General features: G+C 45.4%; 18 protein-coding genes. 5 read left to right on the top strand and 13 right to left on the bottom strand.

The window, feature by feature from the left end; genetic code table 11:
• Positions 1–2 precede the first annotated feature (2 nt).
• Positions 3–419 carry a SoxR reducing system RseC family protein gene (locus CIK89_RS05550; protein WP_094390406.1) on the bottom strand — a complete coding sequence of 139 codons (417 nt, stop codon included), beginning with the start codon at positions 417–419 and terminating at the stop codon, positions 3–5.
• A gap of 150 nt (positions 420–569) precedes the next feature.
• Here CIK89_RS05550 and CIK89_RS05545 point away from each other — a divergent pair, with 150 nt between their 5' ends.
• Entirely contained in the window at positions 570–1,007 is a 438-nt protein-coding gene (locus CIK89_RS05545; protein ID WP_094390405.1) for a hypothetical protein, read from the top strand.
• 15 nt (positions 1,008–1,022) lie between these two features.
• On the opposite strand, the gene CIK89_RS05540 is transcribed toward CIK89_RS05545, so the two are convergent.
• Positions 1,023–1,928 carry a glucosaminidase domain-containing protein gene (locus CIK89_RS05540; protein ID WP_094390404.1) on the bottom strand — a complete coding sequence of 302 codons (906 nt, stop codon included), beginning with the start codon at positions 1,926–1,928 and terminating at the stop codon, positions 1,023–1,025.
• Between the two features lie 73 nt (positions 1,929–2,001).
• Between CIK89_RS05540 and CIK89_RS05535 the strand changes: the two genes are divergently transcribed.
• Positions 2,002–2,475, top strand: coding sequence for a cytidine deaminase (locus CIK89_RS05535; protein WP_094390403.1), 474 nt, complete (start codon positions 2,002–2,004; stop codon positions 2,473–2,475).
• A 35-nt stretch (positions 2,476–2,510) separates the two neighbouring features.
• On the opposite strand, the gene CIK89_RS05530 is transcribed toward CIK89_RS05535, so the two are convergent.
• The 10 genes from CIK89_RS05530 to CIK89_RS05485 form a co-directional block, all read right to left on the bottom strand.
• Positions 2,511–3,806 (bottom strand): right-handed parallel beta-helix repeat-containing protein, encoded by a 1,296-nt coding sequence (locus CIK89_RS05530; RefSeq protein WP_094390402.1) that lies wholly within the window; start codon positions 3,804–3,806, stop codon positions 2,511–2,513.
• Between the two features lie 99 nt (positions 3,807–3,905).
• Positions 3,906–4,463 carry an NADH peroxidase gene (locus CIK89_RS05525; RefSeq protein WP_094390401.1) on the bottom strand — a complete coding sequence of 186 codons (558 nt, stop codon included), beginning with the start codon at positions 4,461–4,463 and terminating at the stop codon, positions 3,906–3,908.
• 88 nt (positions 4,464–4,551) lie between these two features.
• The gene (locus CIK89_RS05520) at positions 4,552–5,475 is read right to left on the bottom strand and encodes a rhamnogalacturonan acetylesterase (RefSeq protein ID WP_254046361.1); all 924 of its coding nucleotides are present in this window, start codon (positions 5,473–5,475) and stop codon (positions 4,552–4,554) included.
• A gap of 24 nt (positions 5,476–5,499) precedes the next feature.
• On the bottom strand, positions 5,500–6,864 hold the full coding sequence (gene hisS / locus CIK89_RS05515; RefSeq protein ID WP_094390400.1) for a histidine--tRNA ligase: 1,365 nt from the start codon (positions 6,862–6,864) through the stop codon (positions 5,500–5,502).
• The gene (locus CIK89_RS05510) at positions 6,865–8,136 is read right to left on the bottom strand and encodes an adenylosuccinate synthase (protein WP_094390399.1); all 1,272 of its coding nucleotides are present in this window, start codon (positions 8,134–8,136) and stop codon (positions 6,865–6,867) included.
• Positions 8,137–8,145: 9 nt separating this feature from the next.
• On the bottom strand, positions 8,146–8,631 hold the full coding sequence (locus tag CIK89_RS05505) for a Fur family transcriptional regulator (protein ID WP_094390398.1): 486 nt from the start codon (positions 8,629–8,631) through the stop codon (positions 8,146–8,148).
• Between the two features lie 62 nt (positions 8,632–8,693).
• The gene (locus CIK89_RS05500; RefSeq protein WP_254046623.1) at positions 8,694–9,317 is read right to left on the bottom strand and encodes a DNA alkylation repair protein; all 624 of its coding nucleotides are present in this window, start codon (positions 9,315–9,317) and stop codon (positions 8,694–8,696) included.
• A 20-nt stretch (positions 9,318–9,337) separates the two neighbouring features.
• Positions 9,338–11,281 (bottom strand): dihydrofolate reductase, encoded by a 1,944-nt coding sequence (locus tag CIK89_RS05495; protein WP_094390396.1) that lies wholly within the window; start codon positions 11,279–11,281, stop codon positions 9,338–9,340.
• On the bottom strand, positions 11,278–11,742 hold the full coding sequence (locus CIK89_RS05490) for an AraC family transcriptional regulator (RefSeq protein ID WP_094390395.1): 465 nt from the start codon (positions 11,740–11,742) through the stop codon (positions 11,278–11,280). Before CIK89_RS05490 ends, CIK89_RS05495 begins: the two co-directional genes overlap by 4 nt.
• Before the next feature lie 326 nt (positions 11,743–12,068).
• Complete coding sequence (locus tag CIK89_RS05485; protein ID WP_094390394.1) at positions 12,069–13,400, bottom strand: YihY/virulence factor BrkB family protein; 1,332 nt, start codon at positions 13,398–13,400, stop codon at positions 12,069–12,071.
• Positions 13,401–13,836: 436 nt separating this feature from the next.
• Between CIK89_RS05485 and rlmD the strand changes: the two genes are divergently transcribed.
• Both rlmD and CIK89_RS05475 read left to right on the top strand, forming a co-directional pair.
• A complete protein-coding gene (gene rlmD, locus CIK89_RS05480; RefSeq protein WP_094390393.1) occupies positions 13,837–15,276 on the top strand; it encodes a 23S rRNA (uracil(1939)-C(5))-methyltransferase RlmD in 1,440 nt (479 codons plus the stop codon).
• An 8-nt stretch (positions 15,277–15,284) separates the two neighbouring features.
• Entirely contained in the window at positions 15,285–16,370 is a 1,086-nt protein-coding gene (locus CIK89_RS05475) for a porin (protein ID WP_144007357.1), read from the top strand.
• Here CIK89_RS05475 and CIK89_RS05470 read toward each other — a convergent pair.
• Complete coding sequence (locus tag CIK89_RS05470) at positions 16,367–17,614, bottom strand: oligosaccharide flippase family protein (RefSeq protein WP_094390392.1); 1,248 nt, start codon at positions 17,612–17,614, stop codon at positions 16,367–16,369. The genes CIK89_RS05475 and CIK89_RS05470 overlap by 4 nt on opposite strands.
• A gap of 115 nt (positions 17,615–17,729) precedes the next feature.
• Between CIK89_RS05470 and thrA the strand changes: the two genes are divergently transcribed.
• Positions 17,730–20,168, top strand: a complete 2,439-nt coding sequence (gene thrA / locus CIK89_RS05465; RefSeq protein ID WP_094390391.1) for a bifunctional aspartate kinase/homoserine dehydrogenase I — start codon at positions 17,730–17,732, stop codon at positions 20,166–20,168.
• Positions 20,169–20,170: the final 2 nt, after the last annotated feature.

Below are 20,170 nucleotides of genomic sequence, written 5' to 3'. Positions count from 1 at the left end.
GTTTAATGCTTTTCTATTCCGAAAGTCAACTGCCGGCGCATACGATGGCGCAACAGATAGAGTACACCATAATAAGGCAACAGCGACAGCAAAGATGCTACAGCTGCAATACCCTCATGACCAACAGTCTCCATCAACACAATCAGCACAGTCACCATCAATACAAAGGGTATGGCAAAAGCCCATAACAACGCACGCGATGCTACAGCAGCAGTGGCCCACACCACTACACTGTCACCCTTTTCAAAGGACGATGCAGAAGAGGTAAACACATCTACCATTTTCTCCTTAGATTCAGAGGCATGGCAGAAAGAGGCTGCCTGACAAGCTGCACATGCAGAAGTCTGCATGATACGCACCTTTACAGCATGTGGACCAACACTTTCCACAACACCTTCGTGACGGATTCTTTTTTCCATTGAATTGCAATCTCGACTTTACAATGCAAAGATACTATAAAAATGCGAAATATATAACACGTCAGAAGAAATATTTTTATTTTTCTTCGTAATCGTTTGCAATTATCGGTACTTTTTCTTACTTTTGTACCATATTACATAAATATGACTATGAAAGCAAACGAGCAAACCCTACAACAGATTGAAAGGGCAATCAGAAAAGTGGCGGATAAATTTCCACCAGTTGAAGAACCCACCGTACTGACAGACATCCACTTACGCGTCAATCAAGAGACGGGCGAGCTGTTGGCATTTGATGATGACGACAACGAAATCACTCGTTGTGTAGTGGAACAATGGATAGATAACAAGGATGATAATTTCTACGATGAGGTGACGGCAGCATTGCGCAAGACCATTGCCAGCAAACGAGAAATGGTCAACCAAATGTCTATACTCAAGCCCTACTCTTTCGTACTGGAAGACGAAGAACGAGAGAATATTGCAGAACTCTACGTGGTAGATGACGACACCGTCATTATCGACAAGGAACTCATGGAAGGGCTGGACAAAGACCTAAACGACTTTCTCAACCAACTACTGGCGTAAGCCGCATCCACCTGCCTAACGCAGGTAAAGGCGGTCGCCCACTTCCAACTGGTAATCGGCAGGAAGGTGGTTGAGTTTATAGAGATACTTCAGACGGATTCCATACTTCTGGGAAATGGAATACATCGACTCACCCGGACGTACATAGTGCGCCCGGTTTTTATATTCTTTCGGTGCGTTACGACGCTTCTTTTGCAACCACACATAAGTGCCTTCCTCTAATTCTGCACCAACATAAAGTTCGTTGAAAGATGCTAACTTACGCGCAGAAACACCAACTTCCTTACCAATCAACGCAAACGTATCTCCTTTTTTAGCAACAACATAATAGTTTTTATTAAAGGAATGAATAGTATGCATCAATGAAGTAGGCTGATGGGTTTGATACTCATTATAACGGTTGTATTTGCGTGCTTCGTCGTACTGATAGAGTTTGTATAACTGGATGATATCTATCAGTTGAGCGGCGTAACGCGGATTGGTGGCATAGCCACACGACTTTAAGCCATGGGCCCAACCCTTGTAGTCTTTCAGGTTGAGTCGGAACAAGGAACTGTAACGGCGACTACTCACCAAAAAGACAGAATGGTCCTCATAACTGTCATAAACATTGTCATAAGCACGGAAACATTCATTGCGCTCATCATCATCGTGATAAGTGGTACGACCAGTCCAACCGTGACACTTAATGCCAAAATGATTATTACCCTTACGAGCCAATTCACTATAACCTGCACCCGACTCCAACACTCCTTGTGCCAGCGTGATACTGGCGGGAATGCGATGTTTCTTCATCTGTTCGATGGCGAGATCCTTGTAGCGGTCGAAATATTCCTGATAGCGTGTGTTCCACTTGATCTGTGCCACAGACGTAAACGGCAACAGCAACAAGAGAGCCACTCCAATGCTTATTCGTCTCATGTGTGTTATTTTTCCTAATTCTGTTGCAAAAATAAAGAAAAAATATTATATTTGCAACAAAATCCTATACATTATGAAAAAGATAACCTTGAATATTGACATTCAACTCGCTCAAATTGACGAATTGCCTGAAGAGGACCAGCAACTCGTCAAGATGGCGATAGAACAGACAGAGCATTCATACTCACCATATTCGCATTTCTCAGTTGGTGCTGCGCTACGGTTGGAGAACGGCATGACGGTGAGAGGATGCAATCAAGAAAATGCCGCCTTCTCTGTCACCATCTGTGCAGAACGATCGGCGCTGTTTGCTGCGGGGGCAGCCTTCCCCGATCAAGCCGTCACCACACTTGCCATTGCTGCAAGAAAAGAAAACCACGAACTATTGGAAGAACCAATCAGTCCATGTGGCACTTGCCGGCAAGCCATCATCGAGACGGAGACTCGCTTCAAACGCCCAGTCAGAATTTTGCTTTATGGTAAAAAACACATCTATGTGTTTGACAGCATCAAAGCATTAATGCCGTTATCATTTACTGAATACTAAACACCATGATGCCGCACGACACGAGAAAAATGGTATTAAGGTTCTGAACTTGTTGTTTTCTCACGAATGTCACCAATGCCGAGTTGATAGGCTGGCGAAGTGGGCAACAACGAAAAATCATAACTTTGAATAGTTTCATCCACAAGGCGGAAATGTGACTTTCCGCCATTTTCGTCATCCGTCCCCTCCCATACTATATCAGTAAAGGTATCGCCCATCAAAGGTTGATCACTACGAATCATGCAATGGGAGAAATGAAGATCGGAACCTTCTGCACTAAATACTAAATCATCGTATCCTGTCATCAGCGAATGGGTGCAGGCTACAGAAGCTTTGATGGTTCGGAAGGCCTCACCACGATCAGCCGAGAAGGGATAGAACTGTGCAAAAGTACAATGGTCAGCTGTCACACTCCCACCCTTTGCCTCTAAACAGCATCCGCCAGCATTGGTCAGCCGGCAATGAGTCAAGGCGAGATGTGCTCCTTCTGAAAAGATACCTGATGCACTGCTGTTGTGAACAGATGTGCGCAAGAGTGTGGCTTCCGCATTCGAACCTAACTGGAGCGCATCGGTGGCATTGCGAATCACACAGTCGGTCCATTCACCTTTGGCATTGGGTGCCAAGACAATACCTTTCCATTGTCCGCTAACACGGTCGTAGGGCAAATCATCAAACATGGCATCGAGGCGGTCACCACGAAACAGGCATTCTGAAGCTTGAAGACTGCCTTCCACGTCAATGCCAGCACCATCATGAAAGAAAAGTTGCGCAGACCGAAGCGTCAGCTTGGCTCCCGTTGCAATATGCAATCCTTTCCGTATAATGATAGGACACGGACTATCCAGCGTAACATTTCCGTTAACATCCCACTGGTCGTGAATGTCAGCATCCCACTGATGAGCCCGCAAAGGAACCTTCTGTTGCTTTCCATGGGAAAGGTAGAACACCAGACAGTCGCCAATGGGTTGCACATCTGTTTGTCCACACTTGGGTGCGGTAAGTTCTACAAATACACAAAGGGAGTCACCCTTGCGGACTTCTACCCCATTTAGCTCCCCGTCAAGATATTCGCCATCAACATTGACGCGAAATCCCTGTGTGCCCTTTTCAAGGGCGACACGATTTATAAGAAGAGAGGCGTCACAACGGTTATAGACCCAAAAAGAATAGGTAGATGAAGGAATAGTACTGAACACCGTGTCCATCTTCAGAGTGTCAACGGAAAATGTCAACACATCAGTATTGGTAGTCGAATACTTCTCTTCATCGGAGCAAGCAGCAACCATCATGGCAAGGGTTATACAGAAAATAAATATCCGTTTCATCATTAGACAAAACGGATATTCATTATGTTTATTGTCATCCACAGCTAAAAATAATTTGTTGCCATGGAATCTTCCGAACTTTTGACAAGTCAGATGGAAATCTTATTTGCCAAAATATCTCTTCAGCAGTCCTGCGAAGCCTGCACCATGGCGAGCCTCATCTTTAGCCATTTCGTGTACGGTATCGTGGATAGCGTCAAAACCAGCTACCTTAGCATTCTTGGCAATACGGAACTTGTCCTCACAAGCTCCAGCCTCTGCAGCTGCACGCTTCTCCAGATTGGTCTTGGTATCCCAAACACACTCTCCAAGGAGCTCTGCAAACTTAGCAGCATGCTCAGCCTCTTCGAAAGCATAACGCTTGAAAGCCTCAGCAATTTCGGGATAGCCTTCACGGTCTGCCTGACGAGACATGGCAAGATACATTCCCACTTCTCCACACTCACCATTGAAATGGTTGCGCAGGTCTTGAATCATCTCTTCGCTCACACCTTCGGGTTTTCCATCTCCAATCTTATGAACTGTGGCATAAGTCATTTCTGCATCGTCTTTCAGTTCGGTAAACTTAGATGCAGGAGCCTTACAGATGGGGCACTTTTCAGGGGCAGCGTCGCCTTCGTAGATATATCCACAAACGGCACAAATAAACTTTTTCTTCATATTAGTATTCGTTTAGTTTTTTATTTGATTCAATGGCAAAGATACACATAAAAATTAAATCCCGCAAGAATATGCAGGATTTTATTTTTTAGTGTTTCGTTTTTTCCAAATTACATACATCGCCAGACGTACGGTAACGCGACAAGAGGGGAATCTCTTTGCAGAGTGCATCTGCCAGTCGCTGGGCTACCATGTGGGCACCATAGATATTGTAATGGGTGTTGTCCTGCCTACCTTGAGGGATGGCTGGATGTTCACCTGGCGCGTAAATCATGTGCAGTTTCTTAGAACCTTCCTCACCCAACGAATCTTCAAGCAGGTGGGTAATGCGGTTAGCATCTACGAAATGGACATTCATACGCTGCGCAACATCACGTGGTGCAACGATATAGAGACCATGAGTATCTACAAGTACGTGAGGGAGTTCGACGGCAGTTTTCTTCTTCTTGCGTTTAGCTTTCGCTGCGGAGGTAACCTTTCCTGTAGCCACCGTATTGCGCAGATTCTCATCGTCGATTTTCTGTCCAACAGGTTTTGCAGTCTGAGCCTGATCGGCAGGAAGCCAATTGCGTCGTACTACTGCATTCATCAGAATGGGGATTCCCCCTTTTTCACGCGTTTCTCTTACAAACTTTGCCAAGTTGTAATCGAAAGTAGAGCCTGGGTCTGTATGACGGTCGGCCTTAGGTTTCTCATCGTTGTGACCAAATTGGATAATGACGTAGTCTCCTGGTTTGAGGAGCGACAATACTTTATCCCAGCGTTTCTCGTTGATAAAGCTCTTAGAAGAACGTCCGTTGACAGCATGGTTATCAACTCGTACAAAGGTAGAATCAAAATAACATTGCAGAGCCATTCCCCACCCTCTTTCTGGTGACCCTGTAGAAAGGTCTTTCTGTGCAGCCGTTGAATCACCTATGATAAATATGGTGGTCACATGGTCGGCTTGGAAGGCACATACCACGCAAAACATGACGGCAAGCATAAACCAACGTCCAATCTTTTTCATCATTCAACTTTTTTATCGGATTGAGGTTCAAGCCTTAACGATAGTCACCAGTTCATCACCAGAAACCATCTGCTGTTCGCCTGTTATCATGTTCTTCAACGTCACCTTACCTTCGTTCATCTCGTTTTCTCCTGCAAGGACAACAAACGGAATCTGCTTGGCATTGGCATAGTTCATCTGCTTCTTCATCTTGGCAGCATCAGGAAACATTTCGGTACGAATACCTGCCTGACGAGCCTTAGTGACGAGGGGCAGACAATAGGCTGTTTCCTTTTCACCGAAATTGATGAAGAGGAGTTGTGTAGCGTTAATGGAATCTTTTGGATAGAGATCGAGTGTGTTGAGGACATCATAGATGCGGTCTGCTCCAAACGATATGCCGACACCGCTAAGTCCTGGCATTCCGAAGATGCCAGTAAGGTTATCGTAGCGTCCACCACCTGTAATACTACCAATCTGCACATCGAGAGCTTTGACTTCGAAGATGGCACCGGTATAATAGTTCAGGCCACGGGCAAGTGTCAGATCGAGCTGGATTTCGTTGTTCAGTCCGATTGTTTTGAGCGTTTCAAGAATATAGCGAGTTTCCTCTACACCTTTCAATCCTGTTTCGCTCTCAGCCAGAACACCAGCGATGGTATTGAGCTTCTCATCATTACTTCCTGTCAAGGAGATAATAGGTTGCAACTTTTCTATCTGTGCGTCGCTGAGTCCGTCTTGACGGAGTTCCTCATTCACATTGTCAATACCGATCTTGTCGAGTTTGTCGATGGCAACGGTAATGTCAACAATCTTATCGGCAGCACCGATTACTTCAGCAATTCCCGTGAGAATCTTACGGTTGTTGATCTTAATCTGAACACGGATACCGAAACGGCTGAATACCGTATCTACGATCTGCATCAGTTCCACCTCGTTGAGCAAAGAGTCGGAACCCACCACATCAGCATCACATTGATAGAACTCACGATAACGGCCCTTCTGGGGACGATCTGCGCGCCAAACGGGTTGAATCTGATAGCGCTTGAAAGGAAGTTGAAGTTCGTCGCGATGCATCACAACGTAACGTGCGAAAGGCACGGTAAGATCGTACCTCAATCCCTTTTCACACATTTTCGATGCCAAGTGGAGTGCATTACGCTCTGCGAGTTCTTCATCGCTTACCTTTGACAGGCAGTCACCACTATTCAGCACTTTGAAAAGCAGTTTGTCGCCCTCTTCGCCATATTTCCCCATGAGTGTTTGCAGCGTTTCCATGGCAGGGGTTTCAATCTGCTGGAATCCATAAAGTGCATAGACCTCACGGATGGTGTTGAAGATATAATTGCGCTTAGCCATCTCTATGGGAGAGAAGTCGCGCGTTCCCTTTGGAATATTTGGTTTCTGTGCCATTTATTTTCTTACGATGGTTTGTGCTCGGTCTGGACCGATTGAGATAATCTGAATGGGAGTCTCAAGTTGGGCTTCCAGGAATTTGATATAATCGTTGAATGCTTGTGGGAACTGCTCTTCGCTGGTAAACTGAGTCATGTCGGTTTTCCATCCTGGAAGTTCCTCATAGACCGGTTCAATATTTTCCTCAATATTATAGGGGAAATAGTCAATCTGCTGTCCATTCTGCTTATAGGCAACGCAAGCCTTGATGGTGTCGAATCCGTCGAGGACATCACTCTTCATCATGATGAGTTTAGTAACACCATTGACCATGATAGCATATTTCAAGGCCACAAGGTCAATCCATCCACAGCGGCGTTCACGACCGGTCACAGCACCATATTCGTGACCGAGGTCACGGATGCGCTTACCTGTTTCGTCAAAGAGTTCTGTGGGGAATGGTCCTGCTCCGACACGTGTGCAGTATGCTTTCATGATTCCAAATACATCTCCTATTTTGTTTGGACCGATACCGAGTCCGGTGCATGCTCCAGCACAAATGGTATTAGAAGAAGTCACAAAGGGGTATGAGCCGAAATCCACATCAAGCATAGTGCCTTGAGCGCCTTCACAAAGTACGCTCTTGCCGCTCTTCAGCAGGTTGTTGATTTCATGTTCAGAATCGACGATATGGAACTGGCGAAGATAATCTATACCTTCCAGCCATTTCTTTTCCACTTCAGTAATGTCGTACTCGAAGTTCAAAGAACGGAGGATGGCTTCGTGGCGTGCCTTACAAGCAGCATATTTCTCTTCAAAGTTTTCAAGGATGTCGCCTACACGGAGACCGTTACGTGATACTTTATCAGTATAGGTCGGTCCAATTCCCTTTCCTGTGGTTCCTACCTTATTCTTACCCTTTGCAGCCTCATAAGCGGCATCAAGAACACGGTGTGTGGGCATGATGAGGTGAGCCTTCTTTGAAATATGAAGACGGTTTTTCAGTTCATGACCACTGGCTTCAAGCGCCTTGGCTTCTTCCATGAACAAGTCTGGAGCGAGCACTACGCCATTGCCGATGATATTCACCTTTCCACCCTGGAAGATACCGGAGGGGATGCTGCGTAGCACATACTTCTGACCTTCGAACTCCAGCGTGTGACCAGCATTAGGACCACCTTGGAAACGTGCCACTACATCGTACTGTGGGGTCAATACATCGACCACCTTACCTTTACCTTCATCGCCCCACTGCAAACCAAGCAGGACGTCAACTTTACCTTGATTCATTGTTTCGGATTATTTTGATTCTTTATTTTCTTGTTTTTTCTTCTCCATCGTTAGTTTGGCCTGACAACTGCTACACACACCATAGATATATAATGTGTAACTGTCTTTTTTGAACCGTCGCAGCCGCATGGATTCGACTGCCTTCACGAGCGCTGTCGCCTTCACATCAGTCACTTTTCCACACAGGGTGCAAATCTGAAAGAACTGTCCACCTTTGTTGTATGCGGCACTATAAGTTACCTGTTTTTGGAAATGATGTTCTATTATAAGTCGCAGTTTGAGAAATAGCTTGATAGTATTGTAGAGTGTTGCCCTACTAACTGGGAATCTACGTTCTTCTGCGAGTCGTTTTCCAAGTTCATCGAGTGTGAAATATCCGTTCATAGCATAGACAGTTTCCAGAATAGCATATCGCTCAGGAGTCTTACGCCTGTTGTTCTGTGCCAGATAATTGTCTAAGATCTGCGTTACCGTTTCTTTCACGTTCTCTTTCATGACAGTTGCAGTTTAAAACCGCACAAAGTTACGACATTTTATCGAGATTATGCCTATATCGTTTAAAAAATGTCTATTTCTATTTGTTTTAATGCACTTTTGGCCAATCTTTCATAGACAAGTCCAAGGTCGGCAAAACGCGTCATCGTCTGAAGGGCAGCCTTCTTAACCGCCAGATTGTCGCCTTGCAGGGCTACAAGTGCTTGGTCTATAAACTCGTTAATACCTCTTTCGTTAGGTTCTTGTCCCTTCATAAAAAGGCGTGTGAGCACATGGAAGCCACACAACTGGTGGAGTGGTTGTGGAGAGGCAATCCACTGATAGGCTTTCTGTGCGGCAAAGGGCAGATGCTGATAGAGGTTGAATGTGGCTTGTTCAGCAATTTCCTGGTTATGGGTCTGTTCCATCCAGATATCCACCACTTCAGCACATATTTCATCGGGAGGCATCAGCATGGTAGCTAAGATTTTACATTCCCTCACGTCAGCTTTCCACAATTCAATGGCGAGGTCGTAATCCTGTCCTATTTCTGCGGCCTTTTCTTTCAGCATAAGGATTGACGCTCCCCAATTGAGTTTATAGTCAGAGCCTTTGTCGCGCATCGACTGGGAAGTCTGTCCGTCCATAATCAATCGGAACGACTGTTTGATTTCGCGAACTTTATCTATTACTTGTTGTTTTTCCACTTGTCTTTATTTTGATGAACTCATATCAGCGTACCGTAGTCACTACTGTATCGTAGCATCTGTTGGGCGTAGCCTTCACTATAGTCAATCTCAATATGATCTATCTCCCCGTCAGCCCCTAACACAGGGTTGAGTATGGGATTGATGAATCCTTTATAAGGGGCCAACCCCAGTTGCTGGTAACGTTCGAGTATTTCACGATGAAGTGTGGGTTCGACTTTCACACCATATTGCTCCACCAATTGTCTGGCTGCCTCATAATCGCCCTCGCTCTTGATGCGTTGTACTTCGGCAAGCAGTTGTGCGAAAAGTTGGCGAAGCTGTGGGTAATCGGTGATACGTACGTATGTTTTTCCGTTGCACTTCTCAAGACTGATTGCATCGCCTTTCTCATAACACCACCTGGCTATGAGTGCCCTGTTGCGCATGTGAGCCTCTTCTATCTGCTGTCCGGGCTGGATACGGATGAGTTGCGTAAGCAGTCCGTTGAGCACATAACTGTAATACTGGGCTTTATAAGCCTCATCATCGGGAAGAAGCCCGAGTTCTATCAATTTCTTGTCGGCTATATAATAAAGTCCGAACAAGTCGGCGCGTGCTTCTTCTATAGTACTGCCGTAAGCCTTGAGTGCATCGGGATCTGTATGGGGTAAGAGTTGTCCACTTCCGTGTCCGAGACATTCATGAAGGTCTGTATGCAGTTCGTCGCAACGGTCTCCATACTTTTTGATGAGGTCAAGAGTTGCTTTGTCAACAACAAATTCCTCTTTGAATCCATTGCCCAGCGATGCTTTATTGTAAGCATCAGTAATATTGGTAATGGTAACACTCTTGCTGCCGTATTGTGCTCTAATCCAGTCGGCATTAGGTAGGTTGATGCCAATGGCGGTTGAGGGATATTCATCGCCGCCAAGCATGGCAGCACAGATAGCCTTTGCCATGACGCCTTTCACCTTCGGCTTGCGGAATTGCGGATCCACGGGCGAGTGATCTTCAAACCATTGTGCATTGTCGCTTATGAGTTTGGTGCGACGTGTGGCTTCCTTGTCTGTATATTCCACAATACCTTCCCATGAACCTTTCAGGCCGAGCGGATCGCCATAGACCTCAATAAATCCGTTGACATAGTCGATGTCGCCTTCGTGACATTTCACCCACTTGATACAGTAGTCGTTGAAATCTTGCAGATTACCACTCTTATAATACTGTATAAGGGCTGTTGTCACCTCTTCCTGCTGTGGGGTTTCTGCCACATCCTTGGCTTTTTCAAGCCAATAGACGATCTGTTTGATAGCCTTACCGTATTTCCCGTCAGCACACCATGTCTGCTCCTCTATTCCTTGTGGAGTTTTCACAAGAGTGGAATTAAGTCCAAAAGAAGGAGGTTGCTGACCTTTATAATCGCGTTTCTGCGCATGATAGAAGTCTTCCACTTCCGTCTGCGTCAAACCTTGGTAGTAGTTGCATGCTGAGGTTGTGACAAGGTCTGCACCGTCAGCCTGATTGACTCGTTTGGGCAGAATTTCAGGATTAAAAATCACGGGAAACAATTCATCGCACAACTGTCCGACCGTTTCCCCTTCACATAACGGCAAAGAGGTTAAATCTATCTGTTCCAAAACTTGACGCAAATAACATTCGTCAAATTCCGGAATCATTTTTTCTGTGCCGTAGTGGTGATAAATTCCGCTTGAAAACCACACCCGCTTGAGATAAACTTCCAAAGCCCGGAAATTATCATTATCGCGATCTATCCTATCGGAGGTATAGACAGCTTCCAGCATTTTGCGTATGCGAAGATTATATCGTCCAAACTGGTCGAATGTAATATCGCGTCCGTAGAGTGTAGCTTGCGAAAGATAATAGACATACAGCTGTTGACGCTTGCTGAGTTGCTCAAAACCATTCAGTCGGTAGCGCAACAGCTGTATGTCTGCGAAGTGTTCGTCTTCGTATTGGATCATTTCGACGATCTGTCTTTCTTCTGATTCTCTACTTTCTGAGAGGGGTGTTGTTCAAGGAACTTCACACGATACTCTCTTGGCGACATATTCATGATGCGATAGAAAGAGGCATAGAATGACTGACGGTTAGAGAATCCTACCATGTCGCTGATTTGCTCCATGGTGAGCTTCTGATAACGTCGGTCAACCATGAGTGACATGGCCTCGTCGATTCTGTACTTGTTAACAAAGCAAGAGTAATTGGTATGGAACTTCACGTTGATGACTGCTGACACATAACGTGTGTTTGTTCCAAGGTCCATTGCCAGTTGTTTGGCAGAATACTCTTTGTCCTTGTACTTTTCCTGAATTACAATAATGCGAAGGATTTTTTCTTTCAGAGTGTCCATCATTTCAGGATTAACTAGACTCCGATACTTCGCCTCGTGTTCTTTTTTTTCTGTGATATTATACTTAGCCATAACTGTAAATGTAATAGCGGTTATTATTTAGCTACAAAATTAGCATATTTTTTTCAGACAGCACAACTTTTTTCATAAATATTTAACAACTTTGTGCAATTTTTAAGATTTTACATCAAATCCCTTTTTCACAACAAACGCGTGAATCGCCAGTCTTTAAAAACATACTATATTATTATTCAGATACTTATATCGTTTTTATTGAAGCAAAAACCTGTTGTTTATAAAATTTTAAAAAATTACGTTATTAATTACCTTTCTTTTCAAACATTCTTTTCTTTAGCAGACAAGCACATCGAAAGTTTCTGCTTTCAGACCCGCCTGCTCTACTGAACTTTTGCCAGGTCTTCCAACGGAATATTGCGCAATTGATGCAGGTACTCCGTATGAATTTCCAAAGTTTTACTCCATTGTTCCGTGAAGAGTGCGCTGACATCAAGTTCTATCTTCCAAGTGCCTACACTCTCCAAATGGTCAACCATAGTGCCTACCGTCATGCTACGCAAGTCATGGGCTGGAATAAAGGAAGATGTCTCACCCTTTTCGTCGGCAGATACCTCCAGCAGCAATTTGGCATCAATCAACTTATAAAGCAAATCGTTGACAATACGTATGGGCAAACGGGTGCGCTTACGCAAGTCGAGAGCGGTCAAAGGCCGACCTCCTTGTTTGAAGCGTTGCGCCACACAACTCATCAACAGAGCACACATCATGACTCGGTAACGATAACTTATTTCGCCTGTATTGGCATCATAATCATAATAATCGAGATTCTGATTCGTATAACAGAGTTCTACGCCAAAAAGACAGATGGTCCAGGAAATCTGCAACCAGAGCATAAACAAAGGTAAGGCTGCAAAAGAACCATAGATGGCATTATAACTCGACAGAAACATTTGAGCATGAATATAGAAGATCTGCACGCCCTGCATCGCAATACCTGCAAGAATACCTGGCACGACGGCACACATTGGTTTTACATGCGTATTGGGCATAAAGATATAAAAGGCGATAAAGAGGCCCGACATCAATACATACGGCACCATGTCTATCAGAAACCTTACCACAGGAGTCAACAACATGAAATCATCCATCTCGTTGACCATAGTCGCCATAAAGATTGACAATCCAGAGGTCAGGACAATAAGGATGGGAAAACAGAAGAACATGGCAAGATAATCCGTAAAGGTACGGAAAATGGTGCGTGGTTTCTTCACCTGCCAAATCTCATTAAATGCCTGTTCCACATTACTCACCAGCATCAAAACGGTATAGAGCATGAACAGCAGGCCAATACCAAGGAAAATGCCGCTTTTCGTATGTACCAAATAGCTGTTTACAAAGCCTATGATAACCTCGGCTGCCTGTGGCTGGGACTGCAAAGCATCACGAAACCACACCTCAATATATTTATTATATCCAAAACCACGGGCAATGGCAAAGACCACTGCCAGGATAGGCACAATAGCCAACAGAGACGAATAAGTCAGCGCCGCCGCCTTATTCACCACGCGTTTGGCTGTAAAGAAGCGAATGGCGAGTACGAGTTTCTTAAGGATCTCTATCATAATCCACTTGAACGGAGTCGTATCGTCTTCGTTCAATTGCCATAGTCCGTAACGGAAAAAACCGATTATATGTCTAATTTGCTCTTTCATATTGTTTGAACTGCAAAGATAAGAAAAATATATTATAATTCCCAACAAAGGCGCTGATATTTTCAAGCTATCGGCTTATTCTGCAAAAGGTCGAACCTTAAAAGCCTCATTCTGTTCCCATGCACCTCCACAATAACACGCAACAGGGTCTGCTTGGTTATGGGAATTACTACGGACTTATAACGGACTCATGGCGGAAACGTATCCCGAACACTTCCCGATGGCATCCCGAAGCCGAGAGCAGAGCCATAAAAGTTCGCTTTATGGCTTTGCCGAGACAAAGAAGACAAGACCAAAGGTCATGGCATCCCGAAGCCGAGAGCAGAGCCAATTTTCTCTCAAAACATCATATTTTATTCACATTTTTGGATATTTCTAATTTTTGCATTAACTTTGTCCGTCATATCAGACAATAACAGACAAGAAATACAACAATATGACAAGAAAGAAAAAGGCATTACCCATACTCGAAAACATCACCATCACAGACTTTGCAGCAGAAGGAAAATGTGTTGCAAGGGTCAACGATATGGTTGTCTTCGTGCCTTGGTCTGTTCCCGGCGATGTAGTGGATTTACAGGTCAGAAGAAAGAAACATAGTTTTATGGAGGCTGAAATCATACGCTTCCATGAGGAAAGTCCCCTCCGAACAAAACCATTCTGCCAACACTTCGGCACCTGCGGAGGATGTAAATGGCAGCAGCTCCCCTACGAGGAACAACTGAAAATGAAGCAACAACAGGTGAAAGACCAACTGACTCGCATTGGCAAAATCAACCTACCCGACTTCCGTCCTATCCTCGGTTCGGTAAAAACACAGGAATACCGCAACAAACTCGATTTCGGATGTTGTAATAAACGTTATCTGACCAACGAAGAAATCAGTAGCGGACTGCAATTCCAGCGCAACGCCATAGGATTCCATATTACAGGTGCCTTCGACAAAATACTGCCCATTGAGAAATGTTGGCTGATGGACCATCTGCAAAACGAAATCAGAAACGAGATTTTCGATTATGCACTAAACCACGAGATGACTTTCTTTGACCTCAGAGCACAAACCGGACTCTTGAGAGATGTCATCGTACGCAACTCCAATACGGGCGAATGGATGGTCATCATTCAGTTCCACTATGATGAAAAAGGTGATGAACAACGGGCTGCAGAACTTCTGCAACACGTGGCAGATAAATTCCCGCAAATCACAGCATTACTCTATGTCAACAACCAGAAATGTAATGACACCATAGGTGATCAGGATGTTATCGTGTTCAAAGGCAACGACCACATCTTCGAAACCATGGAAGACCTGCGGTTTAAGGTGGGACCGAAATCGTTCTACCAAACCAATACCGAACAGGCCTACCACCTTTACTCCGTTGTCAGAGAGTTCGCTTTCATGCCTGTTAACGGACAGACGCCCAACGAAGCGCCCCTGATCTACGACCTTTACACCGGTACGGGAACCATTGCCAACTTTGTTGCTGCCAAAGCCAGCAAAGTCATCGGTATCGAATATGTGCCAGAAGCCATTGAAGACGCCAAGGTCAATTCCTGCATCAACGGCATTGGCAATACCCTGTTCTATGCAGGGGACATGAAAGATATTCTGACCGATGAGTTTATCCAACAACACGGCAGACCCGATGTTATCGTGACAGACCCACCAAGAGCAGGAATGCACCCTGATGTTGTAAACACCATTCTGAATGCTGCGCCACAACGTATCGTATATGTGAGTTGCAATCCTGCCACTCAAGCACGCGACCTACAATTGCTCGACGTGGCCTATACGGTCAACGAGGTGCAGCCCGTAGATATGTTTCCACACACTCCTCACGTAGAAAATGTTGTATTACTAACCAGAAGATCATAATTAAGAATATGAGAAAAATCGTTTTGCTTCTCACAGCCTCGTTGTTCGTACTCGGCATCAAAGCACAGGAAAACAAACAGGAAAAGAAAACCGTTTCCGTAGAACTTCCACAATGGGTCAAAGACATCAAACTCAGCGGATATGGAATGTTGCAGTATCAGGCTCAAGACCCCTACCGCACAACAACAGATGAAGAGGGAAACATCATCACAGAAAAGAATGCTTCAAACACCTTCAACATCAGACTGCTAAGGCTCATGCTCGATGGAAAAATCGGCGACGTGGCATGGCGTGCACAATTCCAAGGAAGCGGATCGTCTGCCTTTCTTGTTGACCTCTATGCGGAATGGCAGAAATACAGAGAAATACGAGTCAAAGCAGGACAATTCAAACGTGCTTTCACCTTTGAAAGTCCTACAAACCCCATCGACCAAGGTTTCTACTCCTATGCCCTCGTCATCAACAACCTCGTGGGCTACGGAGACCGGACGGGAGAGAAATCGGCAGGAGGACGTGACATCGGCGTCCAACTGCAGGGTGATTTGCTAAAAAACAAAGCCGGACGCTATCTGTTACACTATCAGGTGGGAGTATATAATGGCGAAGGTATCAACACAAAAGATGCTGACAACAGAAAAGATATTATCGGAGGACTTTGGCTGATGCCGGTTGAAGGGCTTCGCATAGGTGCTTTCGGATGGACTGGAAGCAGAGCGGGCGTAGGCACAAAAAACCGTTATGCGCTATCGGCTGAATACAGCAAGAACGACTGGACTTTCCGGTCAGAATACATCCACAGTCAGGGTGCAGCGGCTCCTGGCAAAAACCTTGGCGATAAAGCCGACGGTCTCTACGCATTCGGTATTGCACCTGTTATTCCCAAGAAACTCTATGCCAAAGCACGATACAATATGTACCGACAGGATAAATCATGGAGTTCGTCAAAAACCATGTACGAAATGGGTATGAACTATGTTTTCTGCAAAAACCTGCAGGTCAACATGGAATATGCCCGCGTCAACGACAGAACGATTGTCAATCCTGACAAACACAACTACAATTTTGTAGATCTTCAGCTTGACTTCCGCTTCTAAAGCCGGAAGTCAAACTGATTTCTGGCATAAATATGGATGAGCAATAAGTCGAAAACATGGGCTATAAAGATTCCGACACCCACACCCGAAAGTCCGGAATAATGCCATCCGACAATAACTGAAATCACAAAAAACACATAATAGACCGTCTCCAAAAGAAGATAGTCAAGCGAACGGCCTCGCGCTAAGGTGAGATAAGCAACAGGAAGTGTTGCCGACTTAAGTATCATCGCGCCTGCCCACCAACGGGCAAGAGGAACAATAGGCAGAAACGATGAAGAAAGCAACAATGGTACTAACCACGGCAACAACACCATAACGATCAAGACTAACGGAATTGTCAAACCGGTCAACACCAACAACTGACGGCGCACTATTCCTGAAGCCGCACGATGGTCAGAGGTTGCTGACAGACGAGGCATGTAATCCTGTTCTAAAGCGGAAAACAAAATGGCCATATAACCTGCTGTAAGCAATTGGGCTGAACTAAACCATCCTACCACCTGCGAAGATGCTTCGCCTTGAAGCCACACACGAATACCATATTCTGATGCTGCACCTATTACAGCTGCCAAGGTAAAGGCCATTCCTAAACGAAGCATGTAGCGCATTTCTGACAAGGGAAACAGGGTATTGCCTTTTGGAAACTGCAACGGACATACGCGCAACGAACAAAAAAGTACGGGCAACAGGGCTGCTAATGCTGTTAAAACCACTACCGCTACGATGGATGACGCTCCATAATATATATATAGAGGTACGGTCAGCAAGAGACTCGACAATACGGAGACGATCTGCGACAAGGCCAACCAACGAAGGCGACGGGCGGCTTTGAGGATTGCCAACTCACCTGAACAGACGATCATCAACAAGACTGCTGGCGACAACAGCCAATGCCCCATCAGACCGCAGACAACCAACCCTAACGATCCGCCGGATATCGTCAACAACCGTACAGACCATACGCTCCGAATGCGTTGCACATTCCCTTCGTCAAAAGCCGACGACAAACGACGGACGCCACTCAACGACACACCCATGCCACAAAGCTGGACCAACATATTGACCAACGTATTGAGCAACGAAAGAGCACCTACACCGTCAGGGCCAAGAAACAAGGCCGCACACTTATTGCGGATAAGTGAAGCGACAACATTAACCGCCTGAACGCCACCAAAAAGGCCGGTGACCATTAAAATATGACGGAATGGCGAAATGCCACTGTTTCTTCTGGTAATCTTCATACTACCCTATTAAACGACAAAATGGCTCAAATTATTGCACTATCGGTAATAAATCTCACGATTTTCCTTTTTTTTTGCTTGCATTTGTGAGATTTTTCGTACTTTTGCATACTGTATGAAAGTATTAAAGTTTGGCGGCACTTCCGTCGGTTCTATAGAGAGTATTCTCAGTTTGAAAAGTATCGTTGAGTCAGAGACCCAACCCGTCATTGTCGTGGTCAGCGCTTTAGGAGGCATCACAGACAAACTGATTGCCATTTCACAACAGGCACTAACCGGTGACGAACAATATAAAGAGGAGTTTGAAAACATCGTTAAACGCCATCATCACATGGTGGAAAACATCATCAAAGACGAAACGGCGAAAAAAGCGCTGCTCGGCACACTCAACGACCTCTTCGATCAGTTGCGATCCATCTACTATGGCGTATTCCTCATACATGACCTCAGCGCAAAAACGCAGGCCACAATAGTCAGTTATGGAGAACGCCTGAGCTCGCATATCGTAGGGACGCTTATCAAAAACGGTAAGCGAATGAATTCACGCGACTTCATCAAGACCATCAACAAACAGGGTAAACATACACTCGACACCAAACTCACCAACCAACTGGTGAAAGATACTTTCGCTACTATCGACTTCAATACGACAGTTCCTGTGGTGCCCGGTTTCATCAGCAGAGACAGAGACACCAACGAGACAACCAATCTGGGACGAGGCGGAAGCGACTATACCGCTTCTATTATCGCAGCAGCACTCGATGCTGACGTGTTGGAAATATGGACTGACGTCAACGGATTCATGACAGCCGACCCACGCGTCATCAAGTCGGCTTATACCATCAACGAATTGTCCTACATCGAGGCGATGGAATTGTGCAACTTCGGAGCTAAAGTCGTATATCCTCCTACCATATATCCGGTTTGCGTCAAAAACATTCCTATCAAGGTCAAAAACACATTCAACCCCTCTGATCCCGGAACGATCATCAAAGACAAGATTGAAAACGACCGCAAACCCATCAAGGGTATTTCAAGCATCAAAGGAACAACACTCATCACCGTTACCGGCCTGTCAATGGTCGGTGTGATTGGTGTCAACAGACGCATCTTCACAGCATTGGCAAACAATGGTATCTCGGTATTCATGGTGTCGCAGGCATCGTCTGAGAACTCTACGTCAATAGGTGTGCGCGATGAGGATGCTGACAAAGCCGTTGAAACACTCAACGAGGAATTTGCAAAAGAAATCAAAACAGGAGCTATGTTCCCCATGCACGCTGAAAGCGGATTGGCTACAATCGCTATCGTGGGCGAAAACATGAAACATACACCTGGTATTGCCGGTAAACTCTTCGGTACATTGGGACGAAGCGGAATATCCGTCATCGCCTGTGCACAGGGTGCATCCGAAACAAACATCTCGTTTGTTGTCCACTCAAAATATCTGCGTAAATCCCTCAACGTACTGCACGACTCGTTCTTCTTGTCGGAATACAAAGTACTCAACTTGTTTGTGTGTGGTGTGGGAACCGTCGGAGGTAACCTCCTGCAACAGATTGCATCACAATATCAGGAACTCGCCGATACACGCCAACTGAAACTTAACGTAGTGGGTATCGCCAGTTCACACAATGCCATCTTCAACCGAGAAGGCCTTGACCTGAACAACTACAAAGAGCAACTGAAAGCGTCGGAGCCCAGCAACATTTCAAAAATGTGCAAGGAAGTGGTGGGCATGAATATCTTCAATTCCGTATTCGTTGACTGCACAGCCAGCAGCGAAGTGGCAGAACTGTACCAGACGTTTCTGGAGCACAATATTTCAGTCGTAACAGCCAACAAAATTGCTGCCTCTGCGGAGTATGAAAAATATGCGAAACTCAAAGAAACTGCGCTGCGCCGTGGCGTGAAATTTCTCTTCGAAACCAATGTGGGCGCAGGACTGCCTATCATTGGCACCATCAACGACTTGAGAAATTCAGGCGACAAGATCCTTAAAATCGAAGCGGTATTATCTGGTACGCTTAACTATATCTTCAATACAATAGCAGCCGACGTACCTTTCTCTGAAACAGTCAGACTTGCCAAAGAGGAAGGCTATTCAGAACCGGACCCACGTATCGACCTGTGCGGTAAGGATGTTATCCGTAAGTTGGTCATCCTTACTCGCGAAGCAGGATATAGAGTAGAACAAAGCGACGTCGTGAAACAGTTGTTCATGCCAGATGATTTCTTCGAGGGTAGTCTGGAGGATTTCTGGAAGCGCCTACCGTCACTTGATGCTGACTTTGAGCGCCGCCGTGAAATATTGGAAAAAGAGAAGAAACGCTGGCGCTTTGTGGCGAGCATGGAGAAGGGCAAGACAAAAGTGTCGTTGGAGGCCGTCAGCGAACATCATCCTTTCTATGGTCTTGAAGGATCAAACAACATCGTCCTGCTGACGACAGAACGATACAAAGAATACCCCATGCTCATACAGGGTTATGGAGCTGGTGCAGGTGTAACTGCAGCAGGTGTGTTTGCTAACATCATGTCAATTGCTAATATATAATC

It is taken from the genome of Prevotella sp. P4-119 (genome assembly GCF_002251345.1).
In the GTDB taxonomy this organism is placed as follows: domain Bacteria; phylum Bacteroidota; class Bacteroidia; order Bacteroidales; family Bacteroidaceae; genus Prevotella.
The sequence above is the reverse complement of the archived record's forward strand: the minus strand, read 5'-3'. Positions and strand labels throughout refer to the sequence as shown.